General features: G+C 72.6%; 22 protein-coding genes and 1 other RNA gene. 7 read left to right on the top strand and 16 right to left on the bottom strand.

Features of this window, described 5'->3' with window-relative positions:
• Window positions 1-24: 24 nt before the first annotated feature.
• Both glnA and HQQ79_RS08170 read right to left on the bottom strand, forming a co-directional pair.
• Window positions 25-1362, bottom strand: coding sequence for a type I glutamate--ammonia ligase (gene glnA / locus HQQ79_RS08175; protein ID WP_027465449.1), 1338 nt, complete (start codon window positions 1360-1362; stop codon window positions 25-27).
• Window positions 1363-1476: 114 nt separating this feature from the next.
• Window positions 1477-1656: an SPOR domain-containing protein gene (locus HQQ79_RS08170; RefSeq protein ID WP_027465448.1), complete on the bottom strand. Its 180-nt coding sequence runs from the start codon at window positions 1654-1656 to the stop codon at window positions 1477-1479.
• Between the two features lie 149 nt (window positions 1657-1805).
• Here HQQ79_RS08170 and map point away from each other — a divergent pair, with 149 nt between their 5' ends.
• From map to rnpB, 3 genes are all read left to right on the top strand, one after another.
• The gene (map, locus tag HQQ79_RS08165; RefSeq protein ID WP_027465447.1) at window positions 1806-2669 is read left to right on the top strand and encodes a type I methionyl aminopeptidase; all 864 of its coding nucleotides are present in this window, start codon (window positions 1806-1808) and stop codon (window positions 2667-2669) included.
• A 41-nt stretch (window positions 2670-2710) separates the two neighbouring features.
• Window positions 2711-3460 (top strand): polyphosphate--glucose phosphotransferase, encoded by a 750-nt coding sequence (gene ppgK, locus HQQ79_RS08160; protein WP_027465446.1) that lies wholly within the window; start codon window positions 2711-2713, stop codon window positions 3458-3460.
• A 208-nt stretch (window positions 3461-3668) separates the two neighbouring features.
• Window positions 3669-4029, top strand: an RNA gene (rnpB, locus tag HQQ79_RS08155) — RNase P RNA component class A.
• A 411-nt stretch (window positions 4030-4440) separates the two neighbouring features.
• Here the strand turns inward: rnpB and HQQ79_RS08150 are convergent.
• From HQQ79_RS08150 to HQQ79_RS08105, 10 genes are all read right to left on the bottom strand, one after another.
• Window positions 4441-5175, bottom strand: a complete 735-nt coding sequence (locus HQQ79_RS08150) for a zinc ribbon domain-containing protein (RefSeq protein WP_027465445.1) — start codon at window positions 5173-5175, stop codon at window positions 4441-4443.
• 2 nt (window positions 5176-5177) lie between these two features.
• Entirely contained in the window at window positions 5178-6023 is an 846-nt protein-coding gene (locus HQQ79_RS08145) for a Nif3-like dinuclear metal center hexameric protein (RefSeq protein ID WP_071244543.1), read from the bottom strand.
• Window positions 6024-6157: 134 nt separating this feature from the next.
• Window positions 6158-7231, bottom strand: a complete 1074-nt coding sequence (locus tag HQQ79_RS08140) for a hypothetical protein (RefSeq protein ID WP_173033608.1) — start codon at window positions 7229-7231, stop codon at window positions 6158-6160.
• A 107-nt stretch (window positions 7232-7338) separates the two neighbouring features.
• Window positions 7339-7998 carry an alpha/beta hydrolase gene (locus tag HQQ79_RS08135; RefSeq protein ID WP_173033606.1) on the bottom strand — a complete coding sequence of 220 codons (660 nt, stop codon included), beginning with the start codon at window positions 7996-7998 and terminating at the stop codon, window positions 7339-7341.
• Between the two features lie 50 nt (window positions 7999-8048).
• Window positions 8049-9032, bottom strand: coding sequence for an AraC family transcriptional regulator (locus HQQ79_RS08130; RefSeq protein WP_173033598.1), 984 nt, complete (start codon window positions 9030-9032; stop codon window positions 8049-8051).
• Between the two features lie 129 nt (window positions 9033-9161).
• On the bottom strand, window positions 9162-9575 hold the full coding sequence (locus tag HQQ79_RS08125) for an ATP-binding protein (RefSeq protein WP_035808261.1): 414 nt from the start codon (window positions 9573-9575) through the stop codon (window positions 9162-9164).
• Entirely contained in the window at window positions 9575-9910 is a 336-nt protein-coding gene (locus HQQ79_RS08120; RefSeq protein ID WP_017886068.1) for an STAS domain-containing protein, read from the bottom strand. Before HQQ79_RS08120 ends, HQQ79_RS08125 begins: the two co-directional genes overlap by 1 nt.
• 59 nt (window positions 9911-9969) lie before the next feature.
• Window positions 9970-11178, bottom strand: a complete 1209-nt coding sequence (locus HQQ79_RS08115; RefSeq protein ID WP_367948077.1) for a multidrug effflux MFS transporter — start codon at window positions 11176-11178, stop codon at window positions 9970-9972.
• Between the two features lie 739 nt (window positions 11179-11917).
• Window positions 11918-14575, bottom strand: coding sequence for a phosphoenolpyruvate carboxylase (locus tag HQQ79_RS08110; RefSeq protein ID WP_173033594.1), 2658 nt, complete (start codon window positions 14573-14575; stop codon window positions 11918-11920).
• Between the two features lie 172 nt (window positions 14576-14747).
• Window positions 14748-15431 (bottom strand): heme oxygenase (biliverdin-producing), encoded by a 684-nt coding sequence (locus tag HQQ79_RS08105; RefSeq protein ID WP_138803218.1) that lies wholly within the window; start codon window positions 15429-15431, stop codon window positions 14748-14750.
• An 84-nt stretch (window positions 15432-15515) separates the two neighbouring features.
• Here HQQ79_RS08105 and HQQ79_RS08100 point away from each other — a divergent pair, with 84 nt between their 5' ends.
• Together HQQ79_RS08100 and HQQ79_RS08095 are read left to right on the top strand one after the other, a co-directional pair.
• On the top strand, window positions 15516-16361 hold the full coding sequence (locus tag HQQ79_RS08100; protein ID WP_173033592.1) for a siderophore-interacting protein: 846 nt from the start codon (window positions 15516-15518) through the stop codon (window positions 16359-16361).
• Window positions 16362-16837: 476 nt separating this feature from the next.
• A complete protein-coding gene (locus tag HQQ79_RS08095) occupies window positions 16838-17404 on the top strand; it encodes a GIY-YIG nuclease family protein (RefSeq protein WP_173033576.1) in 567 nt (188 codons plus the stop codon).
• 48 nt (window positions 17405-17452) lie between these two features.
• Here the strand turns inward: HQQ79_RS08095 and HQQ79_RS08090 are convergent, their stop codons facing one another.
• The 4 genes from HQQ79_RS08090 to HQQ79_RS08075 all read right to left on the bottom strand — a co-directional run bounded on the left by HQQ79_RS08090 (window position 17453) and on the right by HQQ79_RS08075 (window position 21769).
• Window positions 17453-19003, bottom strand: a complete 1551-nt coding sequence (locus tag HQQ79_RS08090; protein WP_027465434.1) for a GMC family oxidoreductase — start codon at window positions 19001-19003, stop codon at window positions 17453-17455.
• Complete coding sequence (locus HQQ79_RS08085) at window positions 19000-20385, bottom strand: alpha/beta fold hydrolase (RefSeq protein ID WP_173033574.1); 1386 nt, start codon at window positions 20383-20385, stop codon at window positions 19000-19002. Before HQQ79_RS08085 ends, HQQ79_RS08090 begins: the two co-directional genes overlap by 4 nt.
• 82 nt (window positions 20386-20467) lie before the next feature.
• Window positions 20468-21466, bottom strand: a complete 999-nt coding sequence (locus HQQ79_RS08080; protein ID WP_173033572.1) for a hypothetical protein — start codon at window positions 21464-21466, stop codon at window positions 20468-20470.
• 51 nt (window positions 21467-21517) lie between these two features.
• The gene (locus tag HQQ79_RS08075) at window positions 21518-21769 is read right to left on the bottom strand and encodes a DUF4287 domain-containing protein (protein WP_173033570.1); all 252 of its coding nucleotides are present in this window, start codon (window positions 21767-21769) and stop codon (window positions 21518-21520) included.
• A gap of 155 nt (window positions 21770-21924) precedes the next feature.
• Here HQQ79_RS08075 and HQQ79_RS08070 point away from each other — a divergent pair, with 155 nt between their 5' ends.
• Window positions 21925-23037, top strand: coding sequence for an amino acid ABC transporter permease (locus HQQ79_RS08070; RefSeq protein WP_173033568.1), 1113 nt, complete (start codon window positions 21925-21927; stop codon window positions 23035-23037).
• Window positions 23037-23810 carry an amino acid ABC transporter ATP-binding protein gene (locus HQQ79_RS08065; RefSeq protein WP_173033566.1) on the top strand — a complete coding sequence of 258 codons (774 nt, stop codon included), beginning with the start codon at window positions 23037-23039 and terminating at the stop codon, window positions 23808-23810. Before HQQ79_RS08070 ends, HQQ79_RS08065 begins: the two co-directional genes overlap by 1 nt.
• The last annotated feature ends 9 nt before the right edge of the window (window positions 23811-23819 follow it).

The following is a 23819-nucleotide window of genomic DNA, read 5'->3' as shown; positions in this document are numbered from 1 at the left end:
CCCGAGGGGTCAGGGCGCTCGACTCTAGAGCGCGCCGAGGTTGGTGTCGAGCTCGAACGGGGTGACCTGGTCGCGGTAGCGCTTCCACTCCTGCCGCTTGTTGAGCAGCACGAAGTTGAACACCTGCTCGCCGAGGGTCTCGGCCACCAGCTCGGAGTCCTCCATGAGGCTCAGGGCGTGGTCGAGGCTCGCGGGCAACTGGCTGTAGCCCAGGGCCCGGCGCTCCGAGTCGCTGAGGCTCCAGACGTTGTCCTCGGCCTCGGCGGGGAGCTCGTACTCTTCCTCGATGCCCTTGAGGCCGGCGGCGAGCAGCAGCGAGTACGCCAGGTACGGGTTCGCCGCCGAGTCGATGCCGCGGTACTCGATGCGCGAGGACTGGCCCTTGTTCGGCTTGTAGAGCGGCACGCGCACCAGGGCCGAGCGGTTGTTGTGGCCCCAGGTCACGAAGGACGGGGCCTCGTCGCCGCCCCAGAGCCGCTTGTACGAGTTGACGAACTGGTTCGTCACCGCGGTGATCTCCGGCGCGTGCTTGAGCACGCCGGCGATGAAGTGCTTGGCCGTCTGCGACAGCTGGTACTGGCCACCGGCCTCGTAGAAGGCATTCTGGTCGCCCTCGAACAGCGACACGTGGGTGTGCATGCCGGAACCGGGCTGGCCGGAGATCGGCTTCGGCATGAACGTCGCGTAGACGCCCTGCTCGATCGCGACTTCCTTCACCACGGTGCGGAAGGTCATGATGTTGTCCGCCATCGTCAGCGCGTCGGCGTAGCGGAGGTCGATCTCGTTCTGCCCGGGGCCGGCCTCGTGGTGCGAGAACTCGACCGAGATGCCGAGGTCCTCGAGCATCCGGACCGACCGGCGACGGAAGTCGTGCGCGCTGCCGCCGGGGACGTTGTCGAAGTAGCCGGCCTGGTCGACGGGCTGCGGGCCGCCGTCCTTCCACTCGCGGCTCTTCAGCAGGTAGAACTCGATCTCGGGGTGCGTGTAGAACGTGAACCCGCGGTCGCTCGCCCGCGCCAGGGTGCGCTTCAGCACGTTGCGGGGGTCGGCCACGGCGGGCTGCCCGTCCGGCGTCGTGATGTCGCAGAACATCCGCGCGGTGGGATCGATCTCGCCGCGCCACGGCAGGATCTGGAAGGTCGAGGGGTCCGGGTGCGCCAGGACGTCGGCCTCGTACGAACGGGTGAGGCCCTCGATCGCGGAGCCGTCGAACCCGATGCCCTCGGCGAACGCGCCCTCGACCTCGGCTGGGGCGATCGCCACCGACTTCAGCGTCCCGATGACGTCCGTGAACCAGAGTCGGATGAACTTGATGCCGCGCTCCTCGATGGTGCGGAGCACGAAGTCCGTCTGCTTGTCCATGCACGACCTTTCCGTGTATCGGGTGGCCGCTGGCGGGCCTCGTCCCAGGCTAGTGGTCCGGCGGTGTGCGCGGGGCCGTGCGACGCGCCGTCGCCGGGGCGCCGGTCGCGGTGCTCAGCGGTCCTCGGCGTCCCACTTCTCGTTGTTCGCGGCGATGCGGTCGAGCGCGTGCTGCGCCTCTTCTCGCGTCGCGAACGGGCCGATCCGGTCACGCTGCGGGGACTGCGGGCCCTGCTCGACCTGGCCGGTCTTGTCGTTGAACCACCACTGGGACTCGATGCGGTCTTCGCTCATGCCGCCCACCGTACCCACGCAACCGTCTGGAGGCCCGGTGCCGGTCCGGCGGACCGGCACCGGGCCTCCAGGCAGTCACGCCCAACCCGTCGGACCGCACCGTGGGGCGGTTGCGTTCGGCGCGTCGCGCCGCGGCTAGAGTGGTCCGCATGCCCCGGGACGAACACGGACACCTGACCGCCGGCCGCATCTCCCCGCACCGCGCCGTCCCGAAGGACATCGAGCGTCCGGAGTACGTCGGGAAGGTCGAGCCCCACGAGCACGGTCTCGGTGACACCTACACACCGGACGAGGTCGAGCGCATCCGCGTGGCCGGACGCATCGCGTCGCAGGCCATCGACGCCGTCGGCGAGGCCATCCGCCCCGGCGTGACCACCGACGAGCTGGACCGGATCGGGCACGAGTTCGTCGTCGCACACGGCGCCTACCCCTCCACGCTCGGGTACCGCGGCTACCCGAAGTCGCTCTGCTCGAGCCTCAACGAGGTCATCTGCCACGGCATCCCCGACGACACCGTCCTGCAGGAGGGCGACCTCGTCAACATCGACATCACCGCCTACAAGGACGGCATGCACGGCGACACGAACCGCACGTTCGTCGTCGGGCAAGCAGCACCCGAGGTGTCGGACCTGGTGACACGGACCGAAGAGGCACTGCGTCGCGGCATCAGGGCCGTCGCCCCGGGCCGACAGGTCAACGTGATCGGTCGTGCCATCGAGGCGTACGCGAAGCGCTTCGGCTACGGCGTCGTCCGCGACTACACCGGACACGGCGTCGGTCGGGCGTTCCACTCCGGCCTGATCATCCCCCACTACGACGCACCGCAGTACGACACGGTGATCGAACCCGGCATGGTGTTCACCATCGAACCCATGCTCACGCTCGGCGGCATCGAGGCCGACATCTGGTCCGACGACTGGACAGTCTCGACCCGTGACAAGTCGTGGACCGCGCAGTTCGAGCACACCCTCGTCGTCACCGAACGCGGCGCGGAGCTCCTCACCGTCTCCTGACCGGACACCTCCGGCAGGCAACCGAAAGGCACGACAACCTCATGACCTCCCTCGCAGTCGGCGTCGACATCGGTGGTACGGGCATCAAGGGCGCGATCGTCGACGTCGCGTCCGGCGCCCTCACCACGGACCGCATCAAGAAGGCCACGCCCGAGGGCGGGAAGCCCCAGGACATCACGGCGGTGGTCAAGGAGATCATCGGCGAGCTCGCCCCCGGTGACGACGTCCCCGTCGGCGTCTGCTTCCCGGCGATCGTGCGGGACGGCAAGACGATGTCCGCCGCGAACGTGTCGAAGAAGTGGATCGGCTTCGAGGCCGAGGCGCTGTTCGAGAAGGAACTCGGCCGCTCCATCCACTTCGTCAACGACGCCGACGCCGCCGGGTTCGCCGAGCAGCAGTTCGGCGCGGCCAAGGGCAAGGACGGCCTGGTCATCGTGACGACGCTCGGCACCGGCATCGGCACCGCGCTCATCAACGACGGCGTGCTCATCGTCAACTCGGAGCTCGGGCACCTGGAGATCGAGGGGCACGATGCCGAGTCGCGCGCCTCGTTCGCCGCCAAGGAGCGCGACGACCTGTCGTGGAAGCACTGGGCGAAGCGCCTGCAGAAGTACTACTCGACGCTCGAGGCCCTGCTCTCCCCCGAGCTCTTCGTCGTCGGCGGCGGGGTCTCGAAGCAGTACGAGGAGTTCCTCCCGCTGCTCGATCTGCAGGCCGACATCATCCCCGCGACGCTCCGCAACAACGCCGGCATCATCGGCGCCGCGACCCTGGCGGCGCGCAGCGTCTAGTCCTCGTTGCGGGCGTGCCTGGTCGCGGCTGTCCCTGGTCGCGGCTGTCCCTGGTTGCGGGCGTACCTGGTCGCGGGAGTACCTGGTCGAATCGGGCGTACCTGGTCGGAACTTTCGACCAGGTACGCCCGTTCTCATCAGGTAAGCGTGTGGGTGCGGCTCTCCTCGCATCGGGCACCGCGGAGCCGGGTAGACTCGCTCCAGCGAATGGGTCGGTGAGACGGTCGCGTCGCTCCCCCGGGAGCGCCGAGGAACGTCCGGGCTCCACAGAGCAGGGCGGTGGGTAACACCCACCCGGAGCAATCCGCGAGACAGTGCCACAGAAAGCAGACCGCCGGCGGCAACGTCGGTAAGGGTGAAACGGTGGTGTAAGAGACCACCAGGGGTCCGGGTGACCGGATCCGCTCGGTAAACCTCGCCCGGAGCAAGGTCAGACAGAGGACGTTGAGGCTGCTCGCCGAGTCCTCGGGTAGACCGCTGGAGGCCGACGGCAACGTCGGTCCGAGAGAGATGGCCGTCACCGCCGCGCAAGTGGCGGGACAGAACCCGGCGTACGGCCGGCCCATTCGCCCCCTTCCCCGTGCCGCGTTGGCCCGCGTGCACGCGCGCGCGGCGCGCGCGGTCACGACTCCCCGCTCAGCTCCGCCGAGTGGTCACCATCTGTCGGCCGGCAGGGCCGCAGCCGACAGTTCGTGACCTCTCGGCGGCACGCACCCGACGCGTTGCGACCAGCCCACGACGGACAGGAGGCGCGGTGCGGCGCCGCCACGGGCCTCCCGTCAGGCGGCGCGCGCGCCGCGCGCGGTCATGACTCCCCGCTCAGGTCCGCCGAGCGGTCACCAACTGTCGGCCGGCGGGACCGCAGCCGACCGTTCGTGACCTCTCGGCGGCACGCACCCGACGCGTTGCGACCAGCCCATGACGGACAGGAGGCGCGGTGCCAGCCGGCACCGCGCCTCCGCCACGGACGTCGCTCGCGACTACAGCCCGGACTCGGCCGTCCGCACCAGGATCGCGTCGCTGTCGGGGCACAGCACCACGTCGTCGGGTGCAGCCCGGCGGATGGTCTGCAGGTCGGAGTTGTTGAGCGCCACGCCCGAGGCCGTCGACACGCCACCCTGCAGCAGCGAGGCGCCGAAGCCGTAGCGCGCACGCTGCCGGTCGTACAGGGCGAGCAGCTCGGCCGGCACCTTGGCAGCGACGTCGGCGCGGGCCTGCTCGGCGGACTCGCGGTCGGCCGTGAGCCGGGCGATCTCCGCGTCGCGCTCGGCGACCAGACCACCGCGGGCGGCCTCGACGTCGGCGAGCTTCGCCTCGATGTCGCCGACCCGGGCGCGGAGCCCGTCGAGGTTCTCCATGATCTCGAGCTCGGCGGTCTCGAGGCCGCCGATGCGCCGCTGCAGCGAGTCGAGCTCGCTCTGCAGTCCGGCGGCGTCCTTCGCGTTCGCGACGTTCTGCAGCATCGTGGTGTCGCGTTCGACACGGGCCTGTGCCACAGCGGTGTCGGACTCCAGGCGGGCGAGGTCGCGCTCGGCGTCCTCGACCTCGCCGGTGGCGGCGACGAGTTCGCTCCGGAGCGCCGCGGCCTGCTTGCTCAGCTCGGTCAGCTGGTCGCCCTTCTGCAACGACGTGATGCGGTGCGCGATGCGGGTGACGTCGTTGTCGAGACGCTGGACGTCGAGGAGGATGACCTGGTCCTCGGGTGCTGCCTTCATGGTCAGGCTCCTTCTGTGGGGGTGGTGGGTTCGGCGGCCGGCAGGACGGCGAAGTCCCACGGGTCGGTGCGGAGGTCGCTCACGGTGACGCGGACCCCGGCCCGGGTGCGCAGCTGCTCGGCGGCGACGTCGAGCCAGAGCCACTCGGTGGCCCAGTGCGAGGTGTCGATGAGCGCCGGCCCGCCGCCGAGCAGCGCCTGTTCGCGGAACTCCGAGGCCGGGTGGTGCCGCAGGTCGCTCGTGATGTAGACGTCGGCGTCGAGCACGGCGGGGTGGCCGAGCAGCGAGTCGCCCGCACCCGCGCACAGCGCCACGGTACGGACGGGCTGGTCGAAGTCACCGGAGACGCGGACGCCGGTTGCGGTGGGCGGCAGCAGGTCGACGAGCTTCCGGGCGAGGGCGCCGAGGGTCGTCCCCTCGGGCAGCACCCCGACTCGGCCGATGCCCGTGTCGGGGTCGGCTCCGGCGTCGAGCGGGCGCTGCTCGGTGAGCCCGAGGCGATCGGCGAGGACGGCCGAGGTGCCGGTCGTCACGACGTCGGCGTTGGTGTGCGCCGCGAGCAGGGCGCTGCCGCCCCGCACGAGGGTCGCGAGGACGCTGCCCTTGTAGGTCGACTCCGCGATCGTCGTCACCCCGCGCAGCAGCAGCGGGTGGTGCGTGAGCAGGAGCCCGGCACCGAGTTCGACGGCTTCACGGGCGGTGGCCGGGACAGCGTCGACGGCGAGGTGCACGTGCTCGACGGTGGCGGCGGGATCCCCCGCGACGAGCCCGACGGAGTCCCACGACTCGGCACCGGCGGCGGGCCACAGGTCCTCGATCACGGCCTGGAGTTCGCGGAGCGTCGGCATCCCGTCAGTGTACCGAGGCGACCGCCCCGCACGGGGCAGCCGGTCCGTGTGGGGTGATCCGGGCCTCCAGGCAGTGCAGCCGGAGGCAGTGCAGCCGGAGGCAGTGCAGCCGACGGCGTCGTGGCCGCAAGCCGTCAGCGACGAGCGAGCAGACCGAGCAGGCGGTCGACGAGTCGCGACCACCAGCCGGCCGGGGCCGGCGCTGCCGCCGTGGCGGTGTCGGCGTCCGCTGCCTGCGCGACGGGGGCCGGGACCACGGGTGCGGCGACGGCGTCCGGCAGGACGACCGGCGTGCTGGCGGTGACGCCCTGGTGCGCGGTGAGCGCGGCGGCGAAGGCCGCGCGGTCGATGACCGTCGGCCCGGTGGCGGGCAGGACGAGCGGGGTGGGTCGCGTGGCCGCGGACACCGGGGACACAGTCGGGAGGCCCAGCACCGGTCGGACGGGTTCGTCGCGTTCCGGGGTGACGAGTTCCACCACCGGTGCGGCTTCCGGTGCGGGTGCCTGCTCTGCTGCGGAGACGCTCCGTGCTGCGCGGGTCGGCACGGGGGCCGCCCGGGTGACGAGCGCCACGGGAGCGGTCGCTGCGCGGCGGGCTGCGGCGCGGTCGCGGCGGTCCGCCTCGGCGGCGGCATCGGTCAGCAGGTCGGCGAAGACGGTGTGGGCGAAGGCGCGGGCGGCCGTCACCTCGGGGTCCTCCGAGCCGGCGACGGTGGCCTCCCACGCGGCGAGGCGAGCGAGGTCCTCGTCACGGCGGCGGACCTCGTCCTCGAGCAGGACGATGCGCTCGATGCTGCTGCGGCCGGTGGACGACGAGACCTTGACCGCGAGGTCCTCGATGCGCAGGGCCAGACGCTCCGGCGGCTCCGGGAACGACGGGGCGCAGACCGCGGCGTGGCGGGCGCGGTCGCGGCGGAACGCGGGGGCGGCGGGTGCCGACGGGGTGGTCTCGTCCGCCGGGGTCGTCTCGTCAGCCGGGGCCGGGGTGGCGACGTGCGCCGGGGCGGTCGTCGGGTCGACGGTCGCTTCGTCGGCGGTCGAGGTGCTGATCGCTGCGTGTCCGGGGCGCTGCACGGGGCCGGTGACGGGCGGGACGACGAGGTCCGGCACGTACGGGGCACGGGTCGCCGGTGCGTCGCGGAGCCACTCCTCGAGTTCGCGGCCGAACGGGTCCACGAGCGGGGTGCGTGCGCCGGACTGGGTCTCCATGCTCGAAGGATAAATATCGCGCGGGCCGAAATGCGGGACATCCGCGGAGTGTCGCTGCACCGCCTGCCATATCGGAGCGGAGTTGAGCGGCGTGTCGCGCGCCGTGGTCACCGGGGTGGGCGGAGGCCGTCCTCGAACGCCCGCAGCAGTTCCCGTCCAGCCGACCAGGCACCGACACCACTGGCGACGTTCACGTGCCCGAGGGGACCGACACGGACGACGTCCGCGCCCATGACGTCGGCGAACACGACGCCCCGGTCGGCGCTGCAGTACGGGTCGTCGTCGCTCACGACGAGGCGCGTCGGGACCTGCTGGGCCGCGGGCACCGGGCGCGGTGTCACGAAGCCCGAGGCCTCGGCCGGGAACGCGGCGCCGAGCGGGTCGGGCGGGGCGACGAGGAAGGCACCGGCGACGAGCGCGGGAGCGTCCGCCGTGGTGGCGAGCCAGTCGGCGACGGCCAGGACGCCGAGGCTGTGGGCGATGAGGACCGGGGGTTCCGTGCACGAGGCCACGGCCGCGGAGATCGCGTCGTGCCAGTCGTCGGGCTCCGGGTCGCTCCACGAGGTGGGGGCGATGCGGACGGTGGCGCGCTGAGGGTGACGGTCGTGCTGGTCGTGCTGGCCGTTCTCGTCCTGCTGGCCGTTCTCGTCCTGCTGGCCGTGCTGGCCGTGCTCGTCCTGCTGCTCCCGCTCCCAGACGGACTGCCAGTGGTCCGGGTCCGAGTTCCAGATGCCGGGGACGATCACCCACGGTCGCGGTCTGCTCACCCCGGCAGCGTAGCGAACCGGCGGGGTGCCGATCCGGAGTGTGACGTGCGTCAGGGCTGCAGGACAGCGCCCCGGGGCTGCTGCAGCGTGTCGCGCGGGTACTGCCCGAAGCGCGACGCGTACGCCGCCGAGAACCGGCCCAGGTGCGCGAAGCCCCAGCGCAACGCCACGCTCGCCACCGTCAGCTCGCCCGCCGACGCACGCCGGAGTTCCTCGTGCACGCGGTCCAGGCGGATCCCCCGCAGCAGCGCGTTCGGCGCTGTGCCGACCTGCCGCTGGAACGCCTGCTGCAGCCCCCGGACGCTCAGGCCGACGTGCTGGGCGACGTCGGTCGTGGTCACGGGCGTGTGGGCGAAGGCGTGCATGAACTCCACGGCTTCGCGGACGCGACCGGTGGCTCCCTGCGGCAGCGTGACATCCGGGGCGATGGACTCGTGCGGGAACGTGTCGAGGAAGGCCAGCGCGGTCTCGCGCACGGTCTCGGCGAGGGCCAGCGCGGTGAGCGGTGTCGGGCCGAGCACGATCGCCGCGGCTCGTTGCACCCGGGCGTTCCAGGCGCGGAGATCCTCCGGCCGGGGCGCTGCGGTGTGATCGAACACGAGGGGGCCGGGCCGGGTGCCGTGCACCTCGGCGGCGACGCGCTCCAGGTACGTGCGGTCGAACTGCACGAGGCTCTGGCGGATCTCCTGCAGGTCGAAGGCGAAGGGGCGCCGTGTCGGGAACACCCGGGGCGTCCCCGGTGCGAAGTCGACCTCCTGGCGACCGACGTCGACGCGGCCACCGCCGTCCGAGGTCCACATCACGACGTACTCGTCGGGGACCTCGACCTCGCCCTGCATCCGCCCGTCGAACCGGGTGGAGCGGAACGTCATCGATCCGTCGCCCACGACCTGGAACCGGTACGCGAACGGACGATCGGTCCGGGACGCCGAGAACCCCGTGCTCTCGTAGGCCTCTTCGTACAGTTGCACGGCCGCGTCGAGTCCGGCGCCGGACGTCTCGAACCGGATCCGGGGATCAGGCTCGACAGTCATCGCGCGAATCGTGACACGGTGTCCGGGAAACGCGACAATCGGCGATCCGTCATTGCGGTTTACGGCCCACGGAGTGCGCTGGGTGGACGACCGATGCGGCCCAGTCGATGCCCGGGGCCGTGCTCCCGCTCAGTGGCGGGAGCGCAGCACCGTCCAGCGGTTCCGGTCGGCCACGCGTTCGTACCGCAGGTCGTCGACGACCATCCGGACGAGGGCGAGCCCGCGACCGCCCTCGGCGAAGTCGTCGGGCAGCACGGCGGCGTCGGGATCCACCGTCGCCGCGACCCCGTCGTCGGACAGCAGCGCCTGGAAGCGCTCGTCGCCGATCTCGAGCCGGAGCTCGCACGAGACGCCGTCCGGCCGGGCGCCGTGCTCGATGACGTTCGAGGTGAGTTCGACCAGGGCGAGCTCGAGGGCCATCCGGTCCTCGGCGGCGACGGACGGCTCGTGCTGCCACACGCCCGCGAGGAAGTCGTGCACGGCGGACACGTCGTCCGGAGGGCACGCCAGTGCGAGCATGTGCTCGGCGACGGGGGCGGTCATCACCAGTCGGTCACCGCGGCGTCCCCGTCGGGGTACGTCCGCAGGATCTTGTCGATGTTCGAGAGCTTGAGCACCATCTGGACCTGTTCCGACGGCGCCGCGATGCGGAGGTCGCCGCCGGCCTGCCGCGCGGTCTTGAGGCTGCCGACCAGGGCGCCGAGGCCGGAGGAGTCCATGAACTCGACCCCGGAGAGCTCGACCACGAGCCGCGAACGCCCGTTGCCGACGATCTGGGCGACGGTCTCGCGGAACGTGGGCGCGGAGACCATGTTGAGCCGGCCGCTGCACTCCAGGACGGCGGTGTCGGTCTCCGCCTCGTGTACGACGATGTCCATCTCGGTGGGTCTCCTCAGATCGGTGCGCCTTGCAACCAGCAACCTACCGGCTCAGACCGTCAGGTGTGGGACCGGTTTCGCCGCGTCGCCGTCACCTGGACCACCACGGCCGCGGCCATCAGCGCTGCCATCACCCCGCCCATCGCCAGTGCCGTGCCGCCGAGGGCTCCGGCGAGCGGTGTGCCGAGACCGCCGATGCCGAAGGTCAGCCCGCCCTGCAGGGCGGCCGCAGTCCCCGGGTGCGCCGCGCCAACGTGCTGGGTGCGGGTCATCGCCGCCGGCAGGACGAAGCCCCACGCGGCCGTCACGACCGCGAGGGCGCACCACACCGGCACGGGTCCGAGTCCGAGGATCGCCGACACGAGCACGGCCGTGGCCCCGACCGTCCCGACGACCAGGCCCAGGGTCAGCAGGGCGTCTTCGGTGAACCGTCCGACGAGCCGACCGAACAGCAGCGTCGTGACGATCATCATCGACGCGTTCGTGGCGAAGACCAGCGTGTACAGCCCCTCGGAGAACCCGAACTCCGACTGGAACACGAACGAACTCGTCGCGATGTACGCGAAGAACCCCACCGTCGACAGCACCCCGCTCAGCACGTAGGCCCGGAACCGCGGGATCGCCAGGAGCTCGCGGATGCGACGTCCGTTGGCGGCGAACCCGACGCCACCGCGACGCTCCGGCGGCAGGGTCTCGCGGAACCGCAGCACCACCGCCACGAAGAAGACGGCACCGAGCACGGCCAGCACGACGAACATGAGCCGCCACGTGCCGACCGTGAGCACCGCTCCCCCGGCCAGCGGGGCCACCACGGGGCCGATCGCATTGATGGCCGCGAGTGTGCCGAAGACCTTCGCCATCCGGGTGCCGCTCGTCACGTCGGACACCATCGCCCGACCGGCCACGGCGCCCGCGGCACCGGCGAGTCCCTGGGCGACGCGGGCCACCACCAGCGTCACGACGTCGGGCGCGAGCGCGCAGCCGACCGACGCCAGGGCGAACAGGGCGGTCCCGACGACGAGCATCGGCCGACGACCGATCCCGTCACTCACCGGTCCGACGAGCAGCTGGCCGACCGCGAAGGCCACGAGGAACGCCGTGAGCGACAGCTGCACCGCGCCCGGCGTGGTGTCGAGGTCGCGCGCGATGGCCGGGAGTGCGGGGATGTACATGTCCGTCGCGAACGGCGAGACCCCGACGATGAGCGCCAGCGGCACGATCGGGGGCAGCACGGTCGTCGTCGGTCCCAGGCTGCGCTCCGTCGTCACCTCGGACACGCTACGCGTCCCCGAATCGATTCGACAGGCACTTCGAGAGCAGCAACGGTCGAGTCGAGGTGCCGGACGCGACCGTTGCTGCTCACGAAGCGCCGGGCCTGCGACGTGCGTGCGGACGGACGGGAGGCCCGGTGCGGGCCCGCCACGGGCCTCCCGTCCGGCGCCGCGCGCGGTCACGACACCCCGCTCACGTCCGCCGAGCGGTCGCGTTCCGTCGCCCGGCGACGGCGCAGCCGACGCTTCGTGACCACTCGGCGGGGCCACCCGACGTGTCCTGACCACTCGGCGGAGCGGCGGCGCGAGGCGCGCGCGGTCACGACACCCCGCTCACGTCCGCCGAGCGGTCGCGTTCCGTCGCCCGGCGACGGCGCAGCCGACGCTTCGTTACCACTCGGCGGAGCGGCGGCGCGAGGCGCGCGCGGTCAGGACACCCCGCTCACGTCCGCCGAGTGGTCGCGTTCCGGCGCCCGGCGACGGCGCAGCCGACGCTTCGTGACCACTCGGCCGGGGCAACCCGACGTGTCCTGACCACTCGCGCGGAGCGGCGGCGCGAAGCGCGAGCGGCCACGACACCCCGCTCACGTCCGCCGAGTGGTCGCGTTCCGTCGCCCGGCGACGGCGCAGCCGACGCTTCGTGACCACTGGGCGCAGCGGCCCGGGACGTGCGCGCGGACGGACGGGAGGCCCGGTGCCAGCTGGCACCGGGCCTCCTGTCCGTCGGTCGGGGGCGTCAGCCCGTGTTCTGCAGGCCGGCCGCGATCCCGTTGACGGTGAGCAGCAGGAGCCGGTGGTCGGCGTCCGTCGGGTCCGTGCTGCCGGACGTGCGGATGGCGCGCAGCGCACGGAGCTGCAGGTGCGACAGCGCGTCGACGTACGGGCTGCGGAGGCGCACGGCGCGGGCCAGGACGGGCCGGTCCTCGAGCACGTCGCTGCCGCCGGAGACGCGGAGCACCCAGTCGCGGGTGCGGACCATCTCGTCGAGCACCTTCGCGGCGAGGTCGTCGCGGTCGGCGAGCTCGAGGTACCGGCGGGCGATGTGCTCGTCGGTCTTCGCGAGCGACATCTCGACGTTCTTGATCATCGCGGCGAAGAGCGGCCACTCGGCGTACGCGGCGCGGAGCACGTCGACGTCGCCGACGGCCTCGAGCGCGGAGCCGAGCCCGTACCAGCCGGCGAGGTTGATGCGCGCCTGCGTCCACGAGAACACCCACGGGATGGCGCGCAGGTCCTCCAGCGACTCCACCGACAGGCCACGACGGGCCGGGCGGGAGCCGAGGGGCAGCAGGCCGATCTCCTCCATCGGGGTGACCCGGGCGAACCAGGGCGCGAAGCCGTCGGCCTTGACCAGGTCGTAGAAGGCCACGCGCGAGACGTCGTCGAGCTGCTGGGCAAGGTCGGCGAACCGGGCGGCCGCGGCGGCGGTGCGCGCCTCGTTCGACGGCGACGACGCGAACAGCGTCGCCGAGGCCATCTGCTCGAGGTGGCGGGCGGCGATGTCCTGGTCGCCGTACTGGGCGAAGATGACCTCACCCTGCTCGGTGAGCTTCAGGCGACCGTCGATCGACCCCGGCGGCTGCGCGAGGACGGCCTCGTTGGCGGGACCGCCACCGCGGCCGAGCGAACCGCCCCGGCCGTGGAACAGGGTCAGCTCGATGTCGTTGTCGCGGGCCCAGTCGGCGATGCGGGCCTGCGCGTCGTACAGCGCCAGGTTCGCGGACACCGGGCCGACGTCCTTCGACGAGTCCGAGTAGCCGAGCATGACCTCGAGCCGACGGCCGGTCGCGGCGAGGCGTCGCTGGAAGGCCTCGGTGCGGACGGCCTCGTCGAGGATGTCGACGCTGGCGTGCAGGTCGGCGAAGGTCTCGAAGAGCGGGATGACGTCGAGCACCGGCGCGGCCTCGGCGGACCCGAGCGCGGCGACCGCGAGTTCGTGCACGTTCGCCAGGTCCGCCGGGGACTGCGTGAAGGACACGATGTACCGGTTCGCCGCGCGGACGCCGTAGCGGGACTGCAGCCCGGCGATCGTGCGGAAGACGGCGAGGACCTCTTCGGTGGTCTCGCTCAGTTCGCCACCGGCGCGGATCTCGGCCAGGGCCGTGCGGTGCACCTGCGAGTGCTGCCGGACCTCGAGCTCGGCGAGGTGGAACCCGAAGGTCTCGACCTGCCAGATCAGGTTCTGCAGCTCGCCGTTCGCCGGGCGGATCGCACCGGCGGCGATGAGCGACGCCTGGATGGTGCGGAGGTCGGCCAGCAGCGCCTCGGGTCCGTCGTAGGCCAGCGGCGTGGTGCCGGTCCGGGTGGCGTCGATGCGTGCGGCGACGAACAGGAGCGCACGACGGTGCGTCTCGTTCGGTGCACGGACGCCGATGCGCTCGGCGATGCCCGGGTCGAGGGATTCCTGCGCGGCGACGAGGGCGGTGAGGCCGGCGTCGGCGGGGGTGTCGCTCGCATCGAGGGTCAGGGCGCTGCCGATGCGGGTGGTCGCGCGGGCGAGGCCGAGCAGGATGTGCTCCGCCGCGATCTCGGCGGCCTGGCGGGTGACGTCGGCCGTCACGTGCGGGTTGCCGTCGCGGTCGCCGCCGATCCAGGTGCCGAACCGCACGAACGCGGGCGCGATCACGGGAGCGCGGCCGGCGTCGTCGCCCTGCAGCCGGTCGTCGAGCAGGCGGTAGACCTGCGGGACGATCTCGAACAGGGTCTGGTCGAACACGCTCATCGCGGTGCGGACCTCGTCGAGCGGGGTCGGCCGGGTGGTGCGGAGCGGGGAGGTGCGCAGGAGGGTCGTGATCTCCTCGAGCAGGCGGCGCTCGTTCTCGGCGCGGGCCGTCGCGTTGCGGACGCGGTCGCGCTCGTCGATGAGGTCCGTGATGCGGCGGACACCCGTGGTGACGGCGCGGCGGCGGGCCTCGGTCGGGTGGGCCGTCAGCACCGGGTGGAACCGCAGGGTGCGGAGGCGCTCGGCGGCCTCGGCCTCGCCGACCTCGGCGACGAGCTCGGCGTAGGTGGCGGGGAACGAGTCGCCGGCCACGCCGCCGTCGTCGCCGCGCTGGCGGAGGACCCGCACGCGGTGGTGTTCCTCGGCCAGGTTGGTGAGGTGGAAGTAGGTGGTGAACGCCTGTGCCACGGCCTCGGCGCGTTCGGCCGACATGCCGGAGACGATCGCCTGGGCACGCGCTGCACCCTCGGCGTGGTCGCCCTCGTAGGCGTCGATCACGGCGGCGCGCAACGACTCCACGTCGTGGAGCAGTTCGTCGCCCCCGTTCTCCCGCAGCACCCGGCCGAGGAGGTTGCCGAGGTACCGCACGTCGGCGCGCAGGTCACTGTCGACCGCACCGCTGACGTCGTCCCGCGCGCGCTCGTGGCGTGCAGATCCGTCGATCGCCGTCATGGAGTCCTTTCCGGGTCGTCCGGGAGGCTGGTCCCGGGTCCCAGCAGCGTATCGGCACCCGGGGACGCATGACGTCGACCGTCCGGACGGACGCGGGGCCGGGCGGGAGTGCGCAGCCGCTGCGCGCTCAGGCGGGTCCGAGCGGGCTGGGCCCGGGTACTGCCGCCGCGGGTCAGGCGGGCACGGAGGCGCTGCCCGGCTCCTGACGGAACGGCGCACGGCGGGCATCGAGGCCGGCGAGCAGCCCACGGTTCAGCTCGTAGGCGAGCTCGACCTCGGCGATCACCCGCTCCTGCTCGTCGGCCGTCCAGGGCGCGGCGTCGAGCTGGGCCCGGTAGGTGTGCTCGAAGTCGCTCGGGTCGGCGACCTGGTCGAAGATGTAGAAGAGGACACCGTTCGTGTCGAACCCGAACCGCTCGGCCAGCACCTGTCCGATCACGTGCCCGCCGGACACGTCGCCGAGGTACCGCGTGTAGTGGTGTGCCACGAAGCCGCCGGGCCACTCGGCCGCGACCTCGTTGAGGCGTCGCACGTACGCGGTCGTCGCGGGCAGCGGGCACACCAGCTCGGACCAGTCCGGGCCGATCAGGTACTCGAGGTCGGCACGGATCGCCGGCATCCGGGTGAGCTGCGCGGTGACGAACGGCGCCGCCACGGGATGGTCGGCCATGCGTTCCGCCGCCCGCTCGAGCGCGTCGTACACGAAGGCGTACTGTCCGAGCAGGTCCGCGTAGTCGGCGACGTCGCAGTCGCCGCCGAGCAGGTCCTGCATGAAGCCGCTCGTGGCCGAGGCACCGTGCGAGCGCCGCGTGCGACGCCGCAGCAGCTCGGAGAACGGGATGACGGTCGAGTCCATGAGGTAAGGCTAACCTTAGTGATGCGCGCGTCAAGCAGGGATCACCCAGGTGGCGCCGAACCCGCGAGAGGAAGCTCCCCCACGATGAGCTCGAAACCCAAACGCCCCCAGCACGTCTTCGTCGTCGACCGTACCGAACGGCTCTCGCCCCACATGGTGCGCGTGCACCTGGGCGGCTCGGCCTTCGAGGAATTCGTCGCCCAGGCCGACCCCGACCGACTCGGCTCGACCGACAAGTACGTCAAGCTCCTGCTCGCCAAGCCGTCGCTCGGACTCGTGCCGCCGTACGACCTCGAGGCCCTGCGCGAGACCCTGCCGAAGCACGACCGCCCTGCCCGCCGCACCTACACGGTGCGTGCGGTCGACCACGCCACGCGGACCATCGCGATCGACTTCGTCGTGCACGGTGACGAGGGCCTCGCCGGTCCCTGGGCAGCGTCCGCGCAGCCGGGTGATCGGCTCGCCCTGTCCGGGCCCGGTGGTGGCTACGCGCCCACCACGGACCCGGCGGTCACGCACGTGCTGCTCGGTGACGACAGCGCCCTGCCCGCGATCGGCGCCGCACTCGAGTCGATGCCCGACTCCGCCACCGGGGTCGCCCTGGTCGAGGTGGCCGGGCCCGCCGACGAGCAGGACCTCCGGCACCCGGCGGGGGTCGACCTGCGGTGGCTGCACCGGGACGCCACCGGCGCCCAGCCGGGCACGCTCCTGCTGGAGACGGCCCGCGGGCTGCCGCGTGCCTCCCGGCCGGTCCAGGTCTTCGCGCACGGCGAGCGGACCGCGATGAAGGCGATCCGTCGGCTGCTGCAGGACGACTGGGGGCTGGAGAAGCGCGAGATGTCGTTGTCGGCGTACTGGGCGCTCGGTCGCGGTGAGGACGAGTTCCAGGAGGAGAAGCGCGAGCCCGTCGGGGTGATCTTCACCGACTGACGGCGGCCTGCGTGCCCGTTCCTTCCCATGGTGGGCGCGATGGCTGGTGGAAACGGGCGTACCTGGTCGGAAGAACGCACCAGGTACGCCCGATTCGACCAGGGACGCTCGTTCTTGGGCGGTACGCCCGTTCTCGGTCGGTACGCCCGGCGGCCGGGGCGCGCGGTTCCCGCAGGTACGCCCGATCCTTCCCAGAAGGGGCGCGATGGCTGGTGGAAACGGGCGTACCTGGTCGGAAGAACGCACCAGGTACGCCCGCTTCGACCAGGTACGCCCGATTCGACCAGGTACGCCCGATCCTACCCAGAACGCGCGCGATGGCTTGTGGAAACGGGCGTACCTGGTCGGAAGAACGGACCAGGTACGCCCGGTTCGACCGGGTACGGCCGATTCGACCAGGTACGCCAGGCACGCCCGGTACGCGCAGCGGCCGGGAGGCCCGGGGCACGTCGGTGGGTCGGGCTAGCGTTCCGCGCATGGTCACCTCGTCGTGCTGCGTGCCGGGTTGCGCGGGCGTCCTCGCGGACGGTCTCGCGGGCGTCCCCCTGTGCGGCGCGCACGTCGCGTTCGTCGCCGACCTCGCGGCCGAACGCCCCGGCATCGAGGACGCCCTGCCCGGCCCGTGCCCGGCGTGCGGTTCGCGGATCGGGGTGCGCTACCCCTCGGGGATGGTGTGCGCCCGGTGCGAGTGGCGCTGGGGCGAGGTGCCGGACGGCGACCTCGCTCCCCCTCGGGTCGACGTCGTCTACTACCTGCGGATGCGCGACGACTTCGGCGACCGCATCAAGATCGGCACGACGATGAACCCTCGGCAACGGCTCGCCGCGATCCCGCACCAGGACCTGCTGGCGTTCGAGCGCGGTGACCGGACCCTCGAACGCCGACGGCACGCCACGTTCGCCGCCAGCCGGTACCCGGGTACCGAGTGGTTCCGGGTGACGCCGGAACTCCTGGCCCACGTGGACACCGTCGCCGCCGGGGTCGACGACCCGTGGGACCTGCACGCCCGGTGGACGAGCGAGGCGCTCGCGCTGCGGGGCTGACGCACGACCGAGCAGGCGGGGCGCCTGCTCAGCCGTCGGGGCGCCTGCTCAGGCGGCCTGCAGCATGCGGTCGGCGGTGCGGAGCGAGAGCGCCATGATCGTCAGCGCCGGGTTCGCGATGACCGCGCTCGGGAACACCGAGTTGTCGGCGATCCACAGGTTCGGGACGTCCCACGAGCGGCCGTCCTGGTCGACGACGGAGGTCTCGCGGTCCGTGCCCATCCGCGCGGTCCCGATGGTGTGCGCCGTGCGTTCGAGCACCCGGACGTCCTGGCCACCGGCAGCCTCGACGATGGTCGTCATCGTGCGGACCGCGTGGCGGCGGATCGCCTCTTCGTTCGAGCCCGGGGTGAACGAGACCCGGGCACGCGGGACGCCGTGCTCGTCGAGTTCGTCGGTCAGCTCGAGCCGGTTGTCGTCGTACGGCAGGCACTCGGCGTTGATGCCGACGCCGGCCGAGAACGGGTAGTCCTGCAGCGCCCGGACGAGCTCGGCACCGCGGAGTCCGCCACCCCGCACCAGCGAGGTCGCGAAGGTCTGCGGCTGCACGCCCAGGCTCTGGATGAGGTAGCCGCCCGCGAAGTCGGCGTCCGCCGGTCGGACGAAGTCCTCGGTGATGATCGACGACGGGTACCCGCGGTACGAGCGCATCGACTCGTCGAACCGCGCCCACACCTGGGTGGCTCCGTGCGCGGTGAAGTTCCGGCCGACCTGTCCGCTGCCGTTCGCGACACCGGTGTGCAGCAGCAGCCGCGGCGTCTCGACACCGCCCGCGGCGAGGACGAGGGTCCGGCAGCGCTGGCGGTGCTCACGCCCGTCGGCGGTGTAGAGGACCGCCTCGACCCGTCCCGCCGCGTCGAGCTCGATGCCGTGCACGAAGGACTCCGGACGGATCTCGGCACCGAACGCCACGGCGGCGGGCAGGTAGGTCGTGTCCATCGAGACCTTCGAGCCGTTGCGGCAGCCCTGGTGGCAGGAGCCGCAGGACACGCAGGCCTGGCGCAGCCCGTGGTGCTCCTGGTGCCGGTCCTCGGTGGTCAGGCCGACCGGGGCATCGGTGGCGGTGATCCCGACCGCCGCGGTGCCGCGCATCATCATGTCCGACGAGGCGTTCCGGGCCGGCGGGCGCATCCGGTAACGACGGGACGGGTCCCACGGGTAGTGCTCGGGGCCGGCGACACCGACGTCGTGCTCGACCTGCTCGATCCAGCCCGTGAGCTCGGCGTGGCTGATCGGCCAGTCCTGTCCCGCGCCGCTCTCGGTCCGCAGCCGCAGGTCGTGCTCGCTCGGCCGCGGGGTGAACGCGCCCCAGTGCAGCGTCGAGCCACCGACGCCCGTGCCGCTGTTGTTGGGGCCGAAGGCGGTGGGGGCTCCGCCGCCGCTCAGCCGCTCGTCCATCCAGTTGATGTCACCGGGGGCGGCGACCTCGTCCGGCACGTGGTCGCCCGGCTCGGTGTTGCGGCCGGCTTCGAGCGCGACGACCGTCAGGCCTCGGCGGGCCAGCGAGGCGAGGAGCGGTGCTCCCCCGGCCCCGGTGCCGACCACCACCACGTCGACGACGTCGTCCGTGCCGTACGTGCGTTGTCCGTCGAGTCTCATCGTGCAGCTCCGGTCGTCGGTGCGGTGTCGATCGTGGTGGCCGTGCCGGGGTCGGCGGGGGCCTCGGGTTCCCAGGCCTCGCGCTGGCCCGCCGCGAGCAGCTGGAAGCCCTGCTTGCGGACGCCGTCACCGCCGTTCGCGTAGCCGTCGAAGTCGATGGCGGCCATGGTGGCGGGGTGTGCGAGCCAGTGCTTCACGAGGTCGACGCTGGCGTCCTCGAACCACGCGCGCAGCTGCTCGGCGTCGAGATCACCGTCGGCGCGGTACCGCCCGGCTGCCACGGACTCGAGGGCCTGGTCGAGCACGCCGTCGCGGGCGGGTGCGGCGAGCACGTCGAGCGCGGCTCGGTAGGCCTCGGCGTCCACCGGCATGCCGTCCGGCCGCCAGCCGTCGCCGAGCCCGGCGGCGAGCTGCGCGTCGACCCGCAGGGCGAGGTCGACCTGGTCGGTGCCGGGCTGCGGGACGACGATCCGCGCGACCGCACGCAGGGTGCCCAACTGCGTCGGCGTCAGCGCGTGGGGTGCGGCCGTCGGGTCGTCGGGCAGGGCGCGCTCGGCCAGCAGGCCTCGGGTCCGAGCGCTGACCCGCGGCGAGGCGATCACGCGGGCGTGCTCCACGGGGACGACCGGCGACCCCGCGACCCGGCGCTGCCAGAAGTCGCGGAGGCGCTCGGCCACGGCCTCTGGCTGTTCCCAGGGCAGCAGGTGGGCGGCGCCGTCGACGACGTGGAGCTCGCTGTTCGGCCAGTGCGGCAGGGTCAGGCGACGCTGGGCGTCGGCATCCAGGTCGCCGTCCTCGGCACCGGCGAGCACCAGGGCGGGCACCGGGTTCGGTGCGGCGTCCGACCAGTCCTCGCGGCTGCCGCGGGACAGCCAGTCGGTCCAGGCCGCGGGGTCGGTCCGCTCGACGTCCTGCACCGCCGCACTGTGCCGCGCGGGCGCCAGGGGTGCCGCGGCGTTGGCGGCGACGAACTGCGCGGCGTCCTCGGTGCCGATCGGGCCACCGGCAGCCCACGAGAGCATCGTCCAACGGCGGTCGTCGTCCATCGGCTCGGGAGCGAGCGGGGACGCGGCGAGGAGCACCACGGCCCGCAGCCCGAACAGGCCGTTCGCGCCGGAGATCGTGCGGTCAGCCACCACCGTGGCGACCTTGCCGCCCATCGAGTGCCCGAGGAGCATCCACTCCGTCGAGCCACTCGCCCCGATCGCGCGCTCCACCAGGACGGCCATCTCCTCGACGGTGGTGCCGGACGACGCCGGGCTGCGACCGAAGCCGGGCAGGTCGATGCCGATCAGGTCGAGGTCGCCGAGGAGCTCGGCGCGCAGCAGCGCGAACTCCTCGGAACTCGCGCCGAGGGCGTGGAGACAGAAGACGGTGGTCACTCTGTATACCTACCCGTCGCTCGCGACCGCTCCCAGCCGGGCCGTACCCCGTCACCCCGCGCCTGTACCCCGATCGGCGGCGTCACCGGGCGTAGGCGTCGACGAACAGCGCGCCCCGGAGCTCGCGCAGGGTGTCCGCCAGCCGGTCGACGGTCCGGCCGGAGATGCCCGAGACCTGCAGGTCGTACGGGCCGAGCGCCGGCAGCCGCCCGGTGCGGATGCGGACGACCTCCCACCCCACGGCGCGGATCGCTCGGTCCTTCCTGCGGTCGGTGTCCTGCCGCGGGCCGACGTGCTCGAGCCCGTGCCGACCGGTGGAGTCGTACTCGATGGCGACGCGGAGCTCCGGCAGGATGATGTCCGGCCAGGCCTCGACGTGGTCGAAGAACGGGCGGTCGAGTCGGATGGCGGAGTGGTCGTAGGTGAACGCGAACCGCTCGGACAGCATGCCCCGGAGTTCGGCTTCGACCGCCGAGGCCGTCGCCGGGGCGCAGACGCTCGTGAACGACTCACCCGACGGCAGCCGCGGGGTCTTCGGGCAGACCGTGCGGGGAACGGACTGGGCGGCCCGACGGGGTGCACCACCAGCCGACGCTGCCGAGCCGACGGACCCGGCGACGGGCCGACGAGAGCGGGCACGGCTCGACGGGACGGCTCCGGCCGGGACCCCGCGCACCGGAGCCGCGGGCAGGGTCTGTCGTCCGGCACTCCGGACGACCCGCTGCGGCACGGGCACCGTCTGGGGCCAGTCCGACGGCAGCACCGGCCACCGCTGGGGCTGGGCCTGCACCGCGCACTCGGGGCACCACACGGAGCGGCGGCGCTCACGGCCCGGACGGGACCGCTGTTCGGACGGGGTCGCGACGAAGACGTGCCCGACGTCGCACTCCCAGGTGAGCAGGACCTCGGCCGCCGGGGGGACCTGGGTCAGGACGACGCCGTGGTTCCAGTCGGGGTGGTACTGCCGGATGAGCACCGGGTACGGCGCCCAGTCGGCGCGGAATTGCCCGACGGCGTACGGAACAGCTTCGCCGCGCGACCACTGTCGGCGGCGCCACCACGCATCGACGGGTTCGGTCACCCCACCACGCTAGGAACGACCACCGACACCCGCCGCACCACGCACGTCGGCTCAGGAGGCCAGCGCGTGCTTCACGTAGGCGACCAGGGCGTTCGCGTGCCCGTGCCCGAGGCCGTGCTCGGACTTGAGCCACCCGACGACCTCCATGTGCTGGTGGCCGTCGAGCCGGTCCGCGACCAGGTCGAGCCACTCCTGCACCGGGCGCCCGTACCTCGCCTCGATGCTCGGGAAGTACGACGCCGGACCCTTCACCTTGGTGCCGTCCGCCGGGGGCACCGGGGCGGTCACACGATGCGCTGTCATGGCGCAACGGTAGCGCTCCGTCCGCCGTCACGGAACGTCACGCGGGGCAGGCGTTCTGTGACGCCGCGTTGCGCCGGATGGCCGGGTGTTGCGTCGCGTGGCGGGGTGTTGCGCGAGGCGTTGTCGGCGCCGCCCGGGCCTCCTACGGTCGCGACATGACCGACACCACCAGGGCCCCGCAGCGGGAGGCGACCAGCGTCGACGACGCGGGCCGGACGCCCGAGCCGAGCCGCGCCTCCAGGCCGGAGACCGCGACCATCGACGCGGCCGGACACGCCGCACTCGACCGCCCCGTCGTGCCGCTGCGCCACCCGCTGCGGTGGATCGCCGCGGCCCTCGTGCTCGTGGTGCTGCTGAACTTCGTCGAGACGCTGTTCACCAACGAGCAGTGGGGCTGGCCCGCCGTCGGCAAGTGGCTGTTCAGCCCCGCCGTCCTGACCGGACTGCAGCTGACGCTGACGGCGACGGCGCTGAGCGCGGTGATCAGCTTCGCCGGCGGTGTGGTCGTCGCGATCGCACGGCTGTCGCAGAACCCGGTGCTGTCCGGGCTCGCGTGGGGGTACGTCTGGCTGTTCCGGTCGGTGCCGCTCATCCTGGTGCTCGTTTTCCTGTACAACCTCGGGTCGCTGTACCCGACCATCGGCATCGGGATCCCCTTCGGGCCGCAGTTCCAGGTGCCGACCGCCAACGTGCTCGGCGACCTGGCGATCGGTGTGATCGGGCTGAGCCTCAGCGAGATCGCCTACGCGTCGGAGATCGTCCGCGCCGGCGTGCTCGCCGTCGACCACGGCCAGCACGAGGCCGCGCAGGCGCTCGGGCTCCCCCGTCGCCGGCAGTTCGTGCGGGTGATCCTGCCGCAGGCGCTGCGGTCGATCGTGCCGGCGTTCGTCAACCAGGTCGTCGGACTGCTGAAGGCCTCGTCGCTGCTGTTCTACGTCTCGCTGCTCGACCTGTTCGGCGTGGTGCAGAACCTGTCGAACACCTACCCGACGGACATCATCCCGCTGCTCGTCGTCGCCACGATCTGGTACCTCGTGCTCACCAGCGCGGTGTCGATCGTCCAGTACTACGTCGAGCGGTGGACGGCCCGCGGTTCCGTCCGGGCGTTGCCGCCCACGCCGTTCCAGCGGGTGCGGGCCGCCGTGCGTCGCGGTTCCGGACGTGGGTCGAGACGGCCTGGAGGCCCGGATCGCCCCCGCCAGGCCGCCTCCGCCGCGCGCGTGGTCGCGTCCGGCCCCGCTTCCACCATCGACGACAGGACCATCTGATGAGCGCAGCGATCAGCATCCACGGAGCCGTCAAGGCGTTCGGCGACACGGTCGTCGTCGACGGCGTCGACCTGTCGCTGCCGTCCGGCAGCGTGACCGTCGTCCTCGGCCCCTCCGGTTCCGGCAAGTCCACGCTGCTCCGGGCGATCAACCACCTCGAGCCGCTCGACCGCGGGGTCGTCACCGTCGGCGACGAGCCCATCGGCGTCCGCCTGCGCACCGGCCGCGACGGGGTCCCCCGCTGGAAGGAGCTGCCCGAGCGGCACATCCTGCGGCAGCGGTCGCGGATCGGCTTCGTGTTCCAGCACTTCAACCTGTTCCCGCACCTGACCGCGCTCGAGAACGTGGCCGAGGGGCCGATCGCCGCCGGAGTCCCCCGTGCCGTGGCGCGCGACCGCGCAGCGGCCCTGCTCGAGCGCGTCGGACTCGGTGACCGTGGCGACACCCGGCCGCGGCAGCTCTCCGGCGGGCAGCAGCAGCGCGTGGCCATCGCGCGGGCGCTGGCGCTCGAGCCGTCGGTCGTCCTGCTCGACGAACCGACCTCGGCACTCGACCCGGAGCTCGTCGGCGAGGTGCTCGGGGTCATCCGGGGGTTGGCGGACACGGGCACCACGCTCGTCATCGTCACCCACGAGATCGCCTTCGCCCGCGAGGTCGCCGACCACGTCGTGTTCCTCGACCACGGGCGGGTCGTCGAGCAGGGCCCGCCGGCCCAGGTGCTCGACCACCCGCAGCACACTCGCACGCGTGACTTCCTGTCCCGCGTCCGCTGACCCCTGATC

Source organism: Curtobacterium sp. VKM Ac-2852, from assembly GCF_013205045.1.
Lineage (GTDB): Bacteria > Actinomycetota > Actinomycetes > Actinomycetales > Microbacteriaceae > Curtobacterium > Curtobacterium flaccumfaciens.
The sequence above is the reverse complement of the archived record's forward strand: the minus strand, read 5'-3'. Positions and strand labels throughout refer to the sequence as shown.

Excerpts from the sequence above, each read along its gene's own strand:
- glnA (WP_027465449.1), bottom strand. The coding sequence starts at position 1,362 with ATGGACAAGCAGACGGACTTCGTGCTCCGCACCATCGAGGAGCGCGGC.
- HQQ79_RS08170 (WP_027465448.1), bottom strand. The coding sequence starts at position 1,656 with ATGAGCGAAGACCGCATCGAGTCCCAGTGGTGGTTCAACGACAAGACC.
- map (WP_027465447.1), top strand. The coding sequence starts at position 1,806 with ATGCCCCGGGACGAACACGGACACCTGACCGCCGGCCGCATCTCCCCG.
- ppgK (WP_027465446.1), top strand. The coding sequence starts at position 2,711 with ATGACCTCCCTCGCAGTCGGCGTCGACATCGGTGGTACGGGCATCAAG.
- HQQ79_RS08150 (WP_027465445.1), bottom strand. The coding sequence starts at position 5,175 with ATGAAGGCAGCACCCGAGGACCAGGTCATCCTCCTCGACGTCCAGCGT.
- HQQ79_RS08145 (WP_071244543.1), bottom strand. The coding sequence starts at position 6,023 with ATGCCGACGCTCCGCGAACTCCAGGCCGTGATCGAGGACCTGTGGCCC.
- HQQ79_RS08140 (WP_173033608.1), bottom strand. The coding sequence starts at position 7,231 with ATGGAGACCCAGTCCGGCGCACGCACCCCGCTCGTGGACCCGTTCGGC.
- HQQ79_RS08130 (WP_173033598.1), bottom strand. The coding sequence starts at position 9,032 with ATGACTGTCGAGCCTGATCCCCGGATCCGGTTCGAGACGTCCGGCGCC.
- HQQ79_RS08125 (WP_035808261.1), bottom strand. The coding sequence starts at position 9,575 with ATGACCGCCCCCGTCGCCGAGCACATGCTCGCACTGGCGTGCCCTCCG.
- HQQ79_RS08120 (WP_017886068.1), bottom strand. The coding sequence starts at position 9,910 with ATGGACATCGTCGTACACGAGGCGGAGACCGACACCGCCGTCCTGGAG.
- HQQ79_RS08110 (WP_173033594.1), bottom strand. The coding sequence starts at position 14,575 with ATGACGGCGATCGACGGATCTGCACGCCACGAGCGCGCGCGGGACGAC.
- HQQ79_RS08105 (WP_138803218.1), bottom strand. The coding sequence starts at position 15,431 with ATGGACTCGACCGTCATCCCGTTCTCCGAGCTGCTGCGGCGTCGCACG.
- HQQ79_RS08100 (WP_173033592.1), top strand. The coding sequence starts at position 15,516 with ATGAGCTCGAAACCCAAACGCCCCCAGCACGTCTTCGTCGTCGACCGT.
- HQQ79_RS08095 (WP_173033576.1), top strand. The coding sequence starts at position 16,838 with ATGGTCACCTCGTCGTGCTGCGTGCCGGGTTGCGCGGGCGTCCTCGCG.
- HQQ79_RS08090 (WP_027465434.1), bottom strand. The coding sequence starts at position 19,003 with ATGAGACTCGACGGACAACGCACGTACGGCACGGACGACGTCGTCGAC.
- HQQ79_RS08075 (WP_173033570.1), bottom strand. The coding sequence starts at position 21,769 with ATGACAGCGCATCGTGTGACCGCCCCGGTGCCCCCGGCGGACGGCACC.
- HQQ79_RS08070 (WP_173033568.1), top strand. The coding sequence starts at position 21,925 with ATGACCGACACCACCAGGGCCCCGCAGCGGGAGGCGACCAGCGTCGAC.
- HQQ79_RS08065 (WP_173033566.1), top strand. The coding sequence starts at position 23,037 with ATGAGCGCAGCGATCAGCATCCACGGAGCCGTCAAGGCGTTCGGCGAC.